This is a genomic window from Streptomyces sp. NPDC037301 (genome assembly GCF_055602785.1).
Map to the genome: position 1 here is coordinate 1 of NZ_JBVJWD010000010.1, position 11,345 is coordinate 11,345.

The window sequence follows — 11,345 nt, forward strand, 5'->3', positions numbered from 1 at the left end:
ACTCACCCTCTCGGGCTTTCCTCCGGGCTTTTCCCTTCGGTCTTGCGTTTCCGACTCTATCAGACTCTTCCGTGTCCGATTCCCGGTCGAAGCGGCCCCCTGCCGAGCAGGAGAATTTTTACTGCGCTTTCCAGTTCCTCGCTTTCGCGTTTCCCTTTCCGGCGGTTCCAACCTTACCAGATTCTTTTTCGTTCCGTTTCCGGTCCGAATTTGAATTCCGGTGACCCTTGGAGTGGCCTTTGCCTTTCGGCGTGTCCACTACATTAACCGATTTCCTTGGCGACTCATAATCGAGTCGATGGGGTCGAATTACGGCATGCCGAATTCGCACCCGTCAGGGTGATTCGTTGGTAGTGGTTGGCCGCTTCCGGGTGCTCGGGGCGGTCCGATGGACCGTACCGATAGCAGTACCCGTTTCAAGCGGCTCGGGCCACATTAGGCGGCCCCCAAGGGAGAGTCAAGTTGCGCGGCGGCGTGGCACATGGGCTCTGTAGGGGCTCACCGTGGGGTCTCCGTCGATCCAGAAGCGCCACGGGTGTGTGGCTCCGTCGCCGCCCACTCCGGTGCGCGGACCGTTGCGTACCTGGTCGCGGGGTGGTGGGGTGCCGTGCAGTACGGACAGCGGTGCGCCGGGGTGGGCGATGGCGTCGGTGCCGTTCAGTGCGCGGTCGACATCGAGAGCGGTGGCCAGTCGGGCCGGGCCTTTGGCCAGTTCCTTGTCATTACGGGCCGAGATTCGACGTTTGCGGGTGAGGTCGGCGCCGACCTGGATGTCGCCGGCGCGGAGCAGGACACCGCTGGCCCTGCCCTCCGGGCCGCACACCAGGTTGAGGCAGTGCCACATGCCGTACGTGAAGTAGACGTACGCGTGGCCGGGTGGTCCGTACATGACGCTGTTGCGCGGGGTGCGGCCTCTGTACGCGTGCGATCCCGGGTCGATCTCGCCGGCGTAGGCCTCCACCTCGGTGAGGCGGAGTTCGATGGGGCCGTCGGGGGTGGTGCGCACCAGAGTCCGGCCCAGGAGATCGGGTGCCACGTCCAGTACGGGGCGGTCGAAGAAGTCGCGTGTCAGTGGCGTACGGTCCAAGCCCTCGATCATGGCGTTCGAGGTTACCGGGAACCGACTACGGTCGTGGCGCGTATCTAGGGGTCAGGACCAAGGAGGAGTAAACATGGGCTTCAAGCGGCTGCTCGCGAGCATGGGTGCCGGTGGTGCGTCGGTGGAGACCGAGCTGACCGAACTCAATGTCGTACCCGGTGGGGTCGTCCAGGGCGAGGTGCGGATCCAGGGCGGATCTGTGGATCAGCAGATCGAGGGGCTCTCCGTCGGTCTGCAGGCCCGGGTCGAGGTCGAGGGCCAGGACACGGAGACGAAGCAGGACATCGAGTTCACCAAGCTTCGGCTCGGTGGCGCGTTCGAGGTGCGGGCCGGTGCCGTGCACGTCGTACCGTTCGGGCTCGAAATTCCGTGGGAGACACCGATAACGATGTTCGCCGGTCAGCATCTGCACGGCATGAACATCGGCGTGACCACGGAGCTGGAGATCGCGCGGGCGCTGGACTCGGGCGACCTGGACCCGATCAATGTGCACCCGCTCCCGGCCCAGCAGGCCATTCTCGACGCCTTCGGGCAGCTCGGCTTCGGCTTCCGCAGTGCGGACATGGAGCGCGGCCACATTCGCGGTACGCGCCAGCGGCTGCCGTTCTACCAGGAGATCGAGTTCTTCCCGCCGCAGCAGTACCGCGGGCTGAACCAGGTGGAGCTGACGTTCGTCGCGGACGACCGCGAGATGGACGTCGTCCTGGAGATGGACAAGAAGCCGGGGCTCTTCAGCGAGGGCAGCGACTCGTACCGTGCGTTCAAGGTCGGGCTGAACGACTTCCAGGGGACCGACTGGGCGGCGTACCTCAATCAGTGGCTCGCCCAGGTCGGCGGTCAGCGCAACTGGCTCTAGGGTCGGTGGGAGACCTGCTGACAGCAGGAGAGCGATCAGGAGAGGTGCTGACGTGACCGAGCCGAAGAGGGCGCCACTGCCGCACGACTTCCATCCCGAGGTGCCGTCGTTCACGGTGGTGAGCGAGGATCTCGCGCCCGGGGCTGTGCTGGCGGATGCCCAGGTGTTCGCGGCCGGGAACACCTCGCCGCAGCTGCGGTGGGAGGGATTCCCGGATCGGACCAAGAGTTTCGCTGTGACCTGCTTCGATCCCGATGCTCCCACGGGCAGCGGATTCTGGCACTGGGTGCTCTTCGACATCCCGGCGTCGGTCACGGAGCTGCCGGCCGGTGCGGGCAGCGGGAAGTTCGAGGGCCTGCCGGCCGGTGCCGTACAGGTCCGTAACGACTACGGGTCGAAGGACTTCGGCGGTGCCGCGCCGCCGGCCGGTGAGAATCACCGCTATGTCTTCACCGTGTACGCGGTGGACAGCGAGAAGCTGGGTGTCGACAGCGATGTGTCGCCCGCGGTCGTCGGATTCAACCTGCGGTTCCACACGCTGGGCCGTGCTCAGCTGATCGGTGAGTACACGGGTCCCGCCTAGCACCCGGTGATCCGAGAGTTCCCCTGCTGTTTGCCCTGCCCTGGTCCTGGAGAGATCAGGGCAGGGCATTTTTTTATTGCGTTGTCCATCACGGCCTGCCCGGCCAGAGTTGATCCGGGCCTGCCAGGGGGCGGGCGGCACACGGGAGGTGGGCGAGATGCGGGACACGCTGGTACTGAACGCGAGCTTCGAGCCGCTGTCGACGGTGACGCTGAACCGTGCGGTGGTGCTGATTCTGCAGGACAAGGCGGTCGTCGAGCAGTCGCACCCCGATCTCCGTATGCGTGGCGCCGCCGTGGATATTCCGGTGCCCCGGGTGATCAGGCTCTGCCGGTACGTACGGGTGCCGTTCCGAAGACAGGCTCCGTGGTCCAGAAGGGGTGTGTTGATACGGGACCAGCACCGGTGCGCGTACTGCGGGCGGCGGGCGAGCACCGTCGACCATGTGGTGCCGCGTGCCCAGGGCGGTCAGGACACCTGGCTGAACACGGTGGCGTCCTGCGCCGAGGACAATCACCGCAAGGCGGCCCGGACTCCGGAGCAGGCGGGGATGCCGCTGCTGCGGCAGCCGTTCGTACCGTCTCCGGCGGAGGCGATGCTGCTGGCTCTGGGGGCCGGTGAGCGGTCGGCGCTGCCGGAGTGGCTGGACCGCACCGCGGCGTAGTCGGCGTACGCACGGTGTCGTATTGGATGCCCGTCTCCTTGCAGGGGTGGGCATCCGTGTGTCAGCGGAGCAGCAGCTGGACGATGGCGACCGTGCCGACCGAGACGATGAGTATGCGCAGGACGGCGGGGCTGAGGCGGCGGCCGATCTTGGCGCCGATCTGGCCGCCGAGTGCGGAGCCGACCGCGATCAGTACGACGGCCGTCCAGTCGAAGTCCGCGACGAAGAGGAAGAAGAGCACGGCGATGCTGTTGACGACGGCGGCCAGGACGTTCTTGACGGCATTGAGACGCTGCATCGTGTCATCGAGCAGCATGCCCATCAGGGAGAGGTAGATGATTCCCTGGGCGGCGGTGAAGTAGCCGCCGTAGACGCTGGCGAGCATCAGTCCGACGAAGAGGAGCGGGCCGCCGTCGGGGCGGGCGGGGGTGCCGGTGTGTTCGCGTCGGCGCTGGACCGCTTTGCTGATGCGTGGTTGCAGGATGACCAGGACGAGGGCCAGGGCCACCAGGATCGGCACGATCGTCTCGAAGGCCGTGGAGGGCAGGGCCAGCAGCAGGGTGGCCCCGGTGAGGCCGCCGATCAGGGCGCCGATGGCGAGCTTGAGGACGCGGCGGCCCTGTCCTACGAGTTCCTCGCGGAAGCCGATGGCCCCGCTGATGGAACCGGGGATCAGACCGAGGGCGTTGGAGACGGTGGCCGTGACCGGGGGCAGGCCGGTGGCGAGCAGCACCGGGAAGGTGATCAGCGTTCCCGATCCGACGATCGTGTTGATCGTGCCGGCGCTGATGCCCGCGACGAAGACGGCGAGCATCTCCCAGATGGTCATGGTGAATCCCCCGTGCATGATCGGTACTTGGTGCACTGATCATGCACGAGGGCGTGTACGCGTCAGTCGACCGGGGGCTGCTCCCGGCGTTCCTTGCCGGTGTCGAATCCGGGGGCGCCGTTGCCGAGGTTGCCGAAGGCCCCGCTGAGGCCCTTGAGGGCGTCGCCGATCTCGCTGGGCACGATCCAGAGCTTGTTGGCGTCGCCCTCGGCAATCTTCGGGAGCATCTGGAGATACTGGTACGAGAGGAGCTTCTGGTCAGGGTCGCCGGCGTGGATGGACTCGAAGACCGTACGGATGGCCTGGGCCTCGCCCTCGGCGCGCAGGGCCGAGGCCTTGGCCTCACCTTCGGCGCGCAGGATCGCGGACTGCTTCTCGCCCTCGGCGGTCAGGATCGCGGACTGCCGGGTTCCTTCGGCCTGGAGGATCGCGGCGCGCTTGTCGCGGTCGGCGCGCATCTGCTTCTCCATCGAGTCCTGGATGGAGGTGGGCGGTTCGATCGCCTTGAGCTCGACGCGGTTGACGCGGATGCCCCACTTGCCGGTCGCCTCGTCGAGGACTCCGCGCAGGGCGGCGTTGATCTCCTCGCGGGAGGTCAGGGTCCGCTCCAGGTCCATCCCACCGATGATGTTGCGAAGGGTGGTGACGGTGAGCTGCTCGATCGCCTGGATGTAGCTGGCGACTTCGTAGGTCGCGGCCCTTGCGTCGGTCACCTGGTAGTAGATGACGGTGTCGATGTTGACGACCAGGTTGTCCTGGGTGATCACCGGCTGGGGCGGGAACGGCACGACCTGTTCACGGAGGTCGATGCGGTTCCTGATGGAGTCGATGAATGGAACGACGATGTTCAGGCCTGCGTTGAGCGTGCGGGTGTAGCGGCCGAAGCGCTCCACGATGGCGGCGCTGGCCTGCGGGATGACCTGGATCGTCTTGATCAGGGCGATGAAGACGAGCACCACCAGAATGATCAGGACGATGATGATCGGTTGCATCGTGTTCCTCGTTGCCCTTCGGTTGCCGACGGATCGCGCTGATCGAGGTCGAGATCGCGGGAGGTGCCGTATGCCTCGACGGCCCCGATCTCATGATGATCGACTTCGAGTCTGACAGAACGCGCTCTGCTGTGTGGGTGGTTCGGTCACATGACGACTGCCGTAGCTCCGTCGATGTCGACGACATCGACCTGTTGGCCCGGATCGAAGCTCTGGCCCTCGTCGAGTGCGCGGGCGGACCAGATCTCTCCGGCCAGCTTGATCCGGCCACCGCTGCCGTCGACCCGTTCCAGGACGATGGCCTGACGGCCTTTCAGCGCATCGATGCCGGTGGCGAGTTGGGGCCGGTCGGCACGGTGCCTGGCGGCGATCGGGCGGACCACGGCGATGAGGGCCACGGAGACCGCGACGAATACCAGCACTTGGGCCACGATGCCGCCGCCGAGTGCCGCGACGACTGCCGCGGCGACCGCTCCGACGGCGAACATGCCGAACTCGGGCATCGCGGTCAGGACGAGCGGGATGCCCAGTCCCACCGCGCCGATCAGCCACCACACCCACGCGTCGATGTCCACGTGGTCATGGTAGGACTGCGGATGCCCTCGCCGACAGGGCGCGGGCGGGCGGCTGCGGTGTTGTGTCCGGAGAGCGTCGTCCGGCTGCGGCTACGAGAGCGGCAGTCCGTGGGCCGTGTAGCGGTCGCCGGTGTGCTCGACGACGAGCGGCAGGCCGAAGCAGAGAGAGAGGTTGCGGGAGCTGAGCTCGGTCTCCATGGGGCCCGCGGCGAGCACCTTGCCCTGGCGGATCATCAGGACGTGGGTGAAGCCGGGGGCGATCTCCTCGACATGGTGGGTGACCATGATCATGGAGGGGGCGTACGGGTCGCGGGCCAGTCGGCCGAGGCGGCGGACCAGGTCCTCGCGGCCCCCGAGGTCGAGACCCGCGGCGGGCTCGTCGAGGAGCAGCAGTTCGGGGTCGGTCATCATGGCGCGGGCGATCAGGGTGCGCTTGCGCTCGCCCTCGGACAGGGTGCCGAACTTGCGGTCGAGGTACTCGGTCATGCCGAGCCGGTCGAGGAAGGCGCGGGCGCGCTCCTCGTCGACGGCCTCGTAGTTCTCGTGCCAGGTGGCGGTCATGCCGTAGGCGGCGGTGAGCACCGTCTGCAGAACGGTCTGGCGCCTGGGCAGCTTCTCGGCCATGGCGATGCCCGCGATACCGATGCGGGGGCGGAGTTCGAAGACATCGGTGCCGACGCCGCCAAGCTGCTCACCGAGGATCTTGGCGGTGCCGGTGCTCGGGAAGAGGTAGCTGGACGCGATGTTGAGGAGCGTGGTCTTGCCGGCGCCGTTCGGGCCGAGGATGACCCAGCGCTCCCCCTCCTTGACCTGCCAGGAGACGTCGTCCACCAGAGCGCGTCCGTCGCGGACCACGGATACGTCCACCAGCTCCAGTACATCGCTCATGGCGCGTTGTCTCCCCATGCAGTGTCGAGATCGTCGCGTGCCTGTGGGCACAGCTCCCAGGGAAATCTACGCCACCGCAGGAGAGCTCCCGGCGCTGGGCCCGTGTGAGGACAGGCCCCGGGTCCGTTCCCTAGGCTGTTCCCATGCTTTCGGAACCACGCTCAGGGCTGCTGGCCGCTTGGGGAAACGCACTGCTGGCCGGACTTGTGTCGCCGGACGACGCGGCGCTCGCCATTGTCGGGGAGGACGCGGTGCACCGCGTCGAGGGACTGCCGGGTGAGACGGGGTCCGTCGGGCTCACGCTTGCGTTCGGACGGTTGCGGAGTCTGGGGGTGACTGGTTTCCGGGTCGCGCTGCCGGCGCCCGGGCATCCACTGGGGTTGAGCGGGCCGCCGGACTTCAATGCGCGGGCGTTGGATGCAGAGGAGGCGGTGGTCGCGTTCGGTGCGCCGTACGGGCTGGTTCCCGAGGTGCGTGAGGTGGGGCCGGACCGGGATCTGCACGTCGAGGTGGTGTGGCGTTGTCTGCCGGTACGGGAGGCACCGCCGGCCGATGTGCCGTCGCTGGGCGAGGCGGAGCGGGAGCTCGCCGAGGCGTTGCGGGATGCGACGGCGGTGCTGTCGCGGTTGGATGTGGCCGGTTCCGGGCCGGTGGCGGAGGCGGCGGTGGATGCGTACCGGGCGCGGACGGAGCGGGGGCGCGAGGTGCTGGCTCCGGGGTATCCGCCGCGGGCGGTGCGAGTGCTGGAGCTGGCGCAGCGGGTCGGGCTGTTGATCTCGGTGGCGTATGAGAACGGGCACGGCGGGGCGGTGAGCGCGTCGGAGATCATGGCTCGGCAGGAGGCGCTGAGGCCGGTGGAGCGGGTGGCCCGGCGGGCGCAGGTTGCCGCGTACAACGCGTATGTGGAGGAGCGGGAACGATAGGCGTGGGCGAGGTGCCTTGTTGCCCGGAGCCGTCCGGGAGCCGTTTCGTCCTCGATCGCCGGACGGGCTCGAGTGTGCCGGAGTGGGCTTCGGATGTCGCCGGGCGGGCTCGATGCGCCCGGCGACACAGGACCGTGAGGTCGGTCAGCCGTTCAGGCCGAAGTTGCCGAAGGCCGGGTTGAGCAGGCCAATCACGTTGACGGTGTTGCCGACCACGTTCGCCGGAATGTGCACCGGGACCTGGACGACGTTGCCGCTGACCACGCCCGGGGAGTGGGTCGCGGCACCGTGGGCGCCGGCGCCGTGGCCGGTGGCGGAGGCCGCGCCGGCGCCGGCGGCGATGATTCCACCGGCGATCATGGTGACGGCTGCGGCCTTCTTCAGGTTCTTCACTTCAGGATCCTCCTAGCGTGGCTGCGGCCAGCCGCCGCAGCACCCTGGAGAACGCCTCGGGGTCGAACAGGTTGCGCCGTCCGGGTGACATACACCCGACAGTATGAATCTCGGTCCGGAGGGAAACAGTCCGCTTCGGTGCCGTCAGCCCGCCGCCCCGTGCCGGACGGCCCAGAGGGCCGCCTGGGTCCGGTCCGAGAGATCCAGCTTCATCAGAATGTTCGAGACGTGTGTCTTGACGGTCTTCTCGGAGAGGACCAGTGCCCGCGCGATCTCGCGGTTGGACCGGCCGTCGGCGATCAGGCCCAGTACCTCCCGCTCCCGTTCGGTGAGGGTGCTCCCCCGGCCCGTACCGCCGCCCGCGTCGTCCTGGGCGAGCAGGGCGCCCGCGACCTCCGGCTGGAGCAGGACATGGCCCGCGTACACCGAGCGGATGGCGCCGGCCAGGGCGTCCGGGTCGACGTCCTTGTATACGTAACCGGAGGCTCCGGCTCGCAGGGCCGGGACCACGGTGCGCTGCTCGGTGAAGCTGGTGACGATGAGGACCTTGGCCGGGTTCTCCAGCTCGCGGAGCTTGCGCAGGGCCTCGATCCCGTCGGTGCCGGGCATCTTGATGTCCATCAGGACGACGTCGGGGCGGAGCTCCTCGGTCCTGGCCACTCCCTCGGCGCCGTCGGACGCCTCGCCGACCACTTCTATGTCGTCCTGGATCTCCAGGAATGTACGCAGCCCGCGGCGGACCACCTGGTGGTCGTCGACCAGCAGCACCCTGATGATCTTGTCAGCCACCGGGTACCTCCATCTCGATCGTGGTGCCCTTGCCGGGCGCCGATTCAACGGTGAGCCTTCCGCCGACACCGCTTGCGCGGTCCCGCATCGACACCAGGCCCAGGTGGCGGCCTGCCTGCCGGGTCGCCGTGGGTTCGAAGCCACTGCCGTCGTCGGTGATCCGCAGCAGCGTGCCGCTGCCGTGCCGGGCCAGGGTGACGTCGACGTGCTCGGCGCCCGAGTGGCGCAGTGCGTTGTGCAGGGCCTCCTGGGAGACGCGGAGCAGCGCTTCTTCCTGGGCGGCGGGCAGGGCCCGTACGCCCAGGCTCTCGAAGGTGACCCGGGCCGCGTGGGCACGGTCCAGGACCTGGATCTGGGTACGGAGTGTGGCAATGAGGCCGTCTTCGTCGAGCGCGGCCGGGCGCAGTTCGACGACGGCGGCACGCAGCTCTTCCACGGCTTCCGCGGCGAGCGCGGCGACCTGGTGGAGCTCGCCCTTGGCGCGGGCCGGGTCGCGGTCCACCAGGGCGGTGGCGGCCTGGGCGGTAAGCCGCAGCGAGAACAGCTTCTGGCTGACCGCGTCGTGCAGCTCATGGGCGAGCCGGGAGCGTTCCTCGGCGATGGTGAGCTCGCGACTGCGTTCGTACAGCCGGGCGTTGGTGAGGGCGATCGCCGCATGCTGCGCGAGGATCGACAGCAGCTCCTCGTCCTCGGCGGTGAAGCCGCAGCTGCCCTCGGGTTTGGGGCAGCGCTTGTTGGCGAGAAAGAGCGCGCCGATGATCTCGTCGCCGTCCCTGATGGGCAGGCCGAGGAAGTCGGACATGTCGGGGTGGGCGGCGGGCCAGCCCTCGAAGCGGGGATCCTTGCGGACGTCGGCAAGTCGCTCGGGCTTCGCCTCGTGGAGCATCGCGGCGAGGATGCCGTGCTGCCGGGGCAGGGGACCGATGGCCTTCCACTGCTCGTCGCTGACGCCGTCGACGACGAACTGGGCGAAGCCGCCGTGGTCGTCGGGGACGCCCAGGGCGGCATACTCGGCGTCCAGCAGCCGGCGGGCCGAGGCGACGATCGTCTTCAGGACATCACGCACTTCGAGATGCCTGCTCATGGCGAGCAGCGCGGCGCTCACCGCTGCGAGACCCGACTGTGGGCGATGACTCATGGCCTCACCGTACCGGCGGGGCGGGGACGCCGTATCGGCCTGTGGACGGTGCCGATCGGGACGCAGGGACTAGGTCCGGTCCAGGTCCCGTCGGCCCGGGCCGAAGTGCCTTGTGGCGGTGCGGCTCTTGGACGAGGCGCGGTGTGGGGCGGCGTCTCTGCGTCGGGGCGGTCGGTACGACCGCGGTGCGGGCGCTGGAGTCGTCGGCCGGGGCGGACGGGGCGGTGCGGGCAGCCTCGGGGTGGACGGATCTGCTGGTGACACCGCAGCGGGGCGTGCGGGGATGGACGGCCTGCTGACCGGGCCGCACGAGCCTGCGGCCTCGTATCTGCTGATGCCGGCGGCGGACGCGGGGCGGGATGCCTTGGCGTACGTATACGCCCGGGCGCTACGCCATCGGTACCTCTGGCATGAGTCCGGGGACGTCCATCCACCTCCTCCAGGACCGGAATCTCACACTCTGAATTGCTGAAGCAACGGTTGGTGAGTTTGTTACACGGTCGATGTGAGGCCGGGCATAGGACCCACGTCACTTACGAAGCCGGCTAGTGGATACATAAGCGCCACATCAGTGGGCATGAGCGCGGACCGTCACGTTCGAGCGGCACCGTGATCCACTATCCGGGGTCGTACATCACACCTTTGCCACGGGATTTTGCTGGCGCTAAGAATTGCACTCGTCCCCGACGGAGATGCGAAAACGCCGCTTCCCGTCTTCGTCCTCCGTGAGGACTCCCGCGATTCGTTAGAGGTCCTGTATGTCCGTGTCCAGCATCCCCGGCCGCCGTCGTCGCCTGAACAAGACGCAGAAGCTCTCCGTCGCGGGTATCTCCGCCATCGCCGTCGCATCGCTCTCGCTCTCGCTCGTCCCCGCCAATGCCGAAGGCAAGCCCGAGGCGCAGACCCCCGTGTCCGCCGCCCCCGTGGTCCTGGCATCGGTCGCCGGTACTCCGCAGGTCAAGGCCGTGCAGGCCAGCATCATCGAGCAGCACTCCACCGCCGAGCAGCTGGTGAAGGCCGCAGACCTCGCCAGGGCCAAGAAGGCCGCCGCCGTCAAGGCGAAGGCCCAGGCCGCCGCGAAGGCCAAGGCCGCCGCCGCTGCCGAGGTCAAGGCCCGTGCCGAGGCGAAGGCCAAGGCCGTCGCCGAGCGCGCCGGGACGCAGGCCGCCAGCCGCTCCGAGGCCCGTACCCCGGTCTACGCCAACAACCTGGACGGCTGGATCAGCCAGGCCCTGGCCATCATGAAGGCCCACGGCATCCCCGGCTCGTACGACGGTCTGCACCGCAACATCATGCGGGAGTCCACCGGCAACCCGAACGCGGTCAACGGCTGGGACATCAACGCCCAGAACGGCACCCCGTCCTGCGGCCTGCTGCAGGTCATCCAGCCGACGTTCAACGCGTACCACGTCCCCGGCACCTCGACGAACATCTACGACCCGGTCGCCAACATCACCGCCGCGGCCAACTACGCCGCCGACCGTTACGGCTCGATCGACAACGTCAACAGCGCGTACTGATCGGCTCCGGACGTCCTCGGACGACATACGCATACGCCGAAGGGCGGCACCCCGCGTGGGGTGCCGCCCTTCGGCGTTCGGTGCCGGTGCCCGCGC

At 68.3% G+C, this 11,345-nt stretch carries 13 protein-coding genes and 1 pseudogene; 6 read left to right on the forward strand and 8 right to left on the reverse strand.

All coding sequences use genetic code 11. From position 1 onward, the window contains the following. Positions 1-457 precede the first annotated feature (457 nt). Positions 458-1,099, reverse strand: coding sequence for a DNA-3-methyladenine glycosylase (locus ACZ7IB_RS17910; protein ID WP_470913387.1), 642 nt, complete (start codon positions 1,097-1,099; stop codon positions 458-460). Between the two features lie 73 nt (positions 1,100-1,172). Here ACZ7IB_RS17910 and ACZ7IB_RS17915 point away from each other — a divergent pair, with 73 nt between their 5' ends. The 3 genes from ACZ7IB_RS17915 (at position 1,173) to ACZ7IB_RS17925 (ending at position 3,202) form a co-directional block, all read left to right on the forward strand. Beyond that, a complete protein-coding gene (locus tag ACZ7IB_RS17915) occupies positions 1,173-1,955 on the forward strand; it encodes a sporulation protein (RefSeq protein WP_093895794.1) in 783 nt (260 codons plus the stop codon). A gap of 52 nt (positions 1,956-2,007) precedes the next feature. After that, entirely contained in the window at positions 2,008-2,538 is a 531-nt protein-coding gene (locus ACZ7IB_RS17920) for a YbhB/YbcL family Raf kinase inhibitor-like protein (RefSeq protein WP_114243797.1), read from the forward strand. A 157-nt stretch (positions 2,539-2,695) separates the two neighbouring features. Beyond that, positions 2,696-3,202 carry an HNH endonuclease gene (locus ACZ7IB_RS17925; RefSeq protein WP_093895792.1) on the forward strand — a complete coding sequence of 169 codons (507 nt, stop codon included), beginning with the start codon at positions 2,696-2,698 and terminating at the stop codon, positions 3,200-3,202. A gap of 61 nt (positions 3,203-3,263) precedes the next feature. On the opposite strand, the gene ACZ7IB_RS17930 is transcribed toward ACZ7IB_RS17925, so the two are convergent. The 4 genes from ACZ7IB_RS17930 to ACZ7IB_RS17945 form a co-directional block, all read right to left on the reverse strand. After that, positions 3,264-4,031, reverse strand: coding sequence for a sulfite exporter TauE/SafE family protein (locus tag ACZ7IB_RS17930; protein WP_470913388.1), 768 nt, complete (start codon positions 4,029-4,031; stop codon positions 3,264-3,266). Between the two features lie 62 nt (positions 4,032-4,093). Beyond that, positions 4,094-5,023, reverse strand: a complete 930-nt coding sequence (locus tag ACZ7IB_RS17935) for an SPFH domain-containing protein (RefSeq protein WP_093895790.1) — start codon at positions 5,021-5,023, stop codon at positions 4,094-4,096. 146 nt (positions 5,024-5,169) lie between these two features. Further along, positions 5,170-5,598, reverse strand: a complete 429-nt coding sequence (locus ACZ7IB_RS17940; protein ID WP_114243798.1) for an NfeD family protein — start codon at positions 5,596-5,598, stop codon at positions 5,170-5,172. A 90-nt stretch (positions 5,599-5,688) separates the two neighbouring features. Beyond that, on the reverse strand, positions 5,689-6,486 hold the full coding sequence (locus ACZ7IB_RS17945) for an ABC transporter ATP-binding protein (protein WP_114243799.1): 798 nt from the start codon (positions 6,484-6,486) through the stop codon (positions 5,689-5,691). Between the two features lie 143 nt (positions 6,487-6,629). On the opposite strand from ACZ7IB_RS17945, the gene ACZ7IB_RS17950 reads away from it, so the two are divergent. After that, on the forward strand, positions 6,630-7,409 hold the full coding sequence (locus ACZ7IB_RS17950) for a hypothetical protein (protein ID WP_470913389.1): 780 nt from the start codon (positions 6,630-6,632) through the stop codon (positions 7,407-7,409). A gap of 144 nt (positions 7,410-7,553) precedes the next feature. Here the strand turns inward: ACZ7IB_RS17950 and ACZ7IB_RS17955 are convergent, their stop codons facing one another. From ACZ7IB_RS17955 to ACZ7IB_RS17965, 3 genes are all read right to left on the reverse strand, one after another. Then, on the reverse strand, positions 7,554-7,802 hold the full coding sequence (locus ACZ7IB_RS17955; protein ID WP_383975355.1) for a chaplin: 249 nt from the start codon (positions 7,800-7,802) through the stop codon (positions 7,554-7,556). A gap of 144 nt (positions 7,803-7,946) precedes the next feature. After that, on the reverse strand, positions 7,947-8,591 hold the full coding sequence (locus tag ACZ7IB_RS17960) for a response regulator transcription factor (RefSeq protein WP_327275980.1): 645 nt from the start codon (positions 8,589-8,591) through the stop codon (positions 7,947-7,949). Beyond that, positions 8,584-9,729 (reverse strand): GAF domain-containing sensor histidine kinase, encoded by a 1,146-nt coding sequence (locus ACZ7IB_RS17965; RefSeq protein ID WP_470913390.1) that lies wholly within the window; start codon positions 9,727-9,729, stop codon positions 8,584-8,586. The genes ACZ7IB_RS17960 and ACZ7IB_RS17965 overlap by 8 nt, the downstream gene beginning before the upstream one ends. Positions 9,730-9,866: 137 nt before the next feature. Here ACZ7IB_RS17965 and ACZ7IB_RS17970 point away from each other — a divergent pair. After that, positions 9,867-10,201 (forward strand): annotated as a pseudogene (locus ACZ7IB_RS17970) (S-adenosylmethionine:tRNA ribosyltransferase-isomerase); the annotation flags it as partial. Positions 10,202-10,487: 286 nt separating this feature from the next. Continuing rightward, on the forward strand, positions 10,488-11,249 hold the full coding sequence (locus ACZ7IB_RS17975) for a transglycosylase SLT domain-containing protein (protein WP_470913391.1): 762 nt from the start codon (positions 10,488-10,490) through the stop codon (positions 11,247-11,249). The last annotated feature ends 96 nt before the right edge of the window (positions 11,250-11,345 follow it).

Excerpts from the sequence above, each read along its gene's own strand:
- ACZ7IB_RS17935 (WP_093895790.1), bottom strand. The coding sequence starts at position 5,023 with ATGCAACCGATCATCATCGTCCTGATCATTCTGGTGGTGCTCGTCTTC.
- ACZ7IB_RS17945 (WP_114243799.1), bottom strand. The coding sequence starts at position 6,486 with ATGAGCGATGTACTGGAGCTGGTGGACGTATCCGTGGTCCGCGACGGA.
- ACZ7IB_RS17910 (WP_470913387.1), bottom strand. The coding sequence starts at position 1,099 with ATGATCGAGGGCTTGGACCGTACGCCACTGACACGCGACTTCTTCGAC.
- ACZ7IB_RS17915 (WP_093895794.1), top strand. The coding sequence starts at position 1,173 with ATGGGCTTCAAGCGGCTGCTCGCGAGCATGGGTGCCGGTGGTGCGTCG.
- ACZ7IB_RS17950 (WP_470913389.1), top strand. The coding sequence starts at position 6,630 with ATGCTTTCGGAACCACGCTCAGGGCTGCTGGCCGCTTGGGGAAACGCA.
- ACZ7IB_RS17925 (WP_093895792.1), top strand. The coding sequence starts at position 2,696 with ATGCGGGACACGCTGGTACTGAACGCGAGCTTCGAGCCGCTGTCGACG.
- ACZ7IB_RS17975 (WP_470913391.1), top strand. The coding sequence starts at position 10,488 with ATGTCCGTGTCCAGCATCCCCGGCCGCCGTCGTCGCCTGAACAAGACG.
- ACZ7IB_RS17930 (WP_470913388.1), bottom strand. The coding sequence starts at position 4,031 with ATGACCATCTGGGAGATGCTCGCCGTCTTCGTCGCGGGCATCAGCGCC.
- ACZ7IB_RS17965 (WP_470913390.1), bottom strand. The coding sequence starts at position 9,729 with ATGAGTCATCGCCCACAGTCGGGTCTCGCAGCGGTGAGCGCCGCGCTG.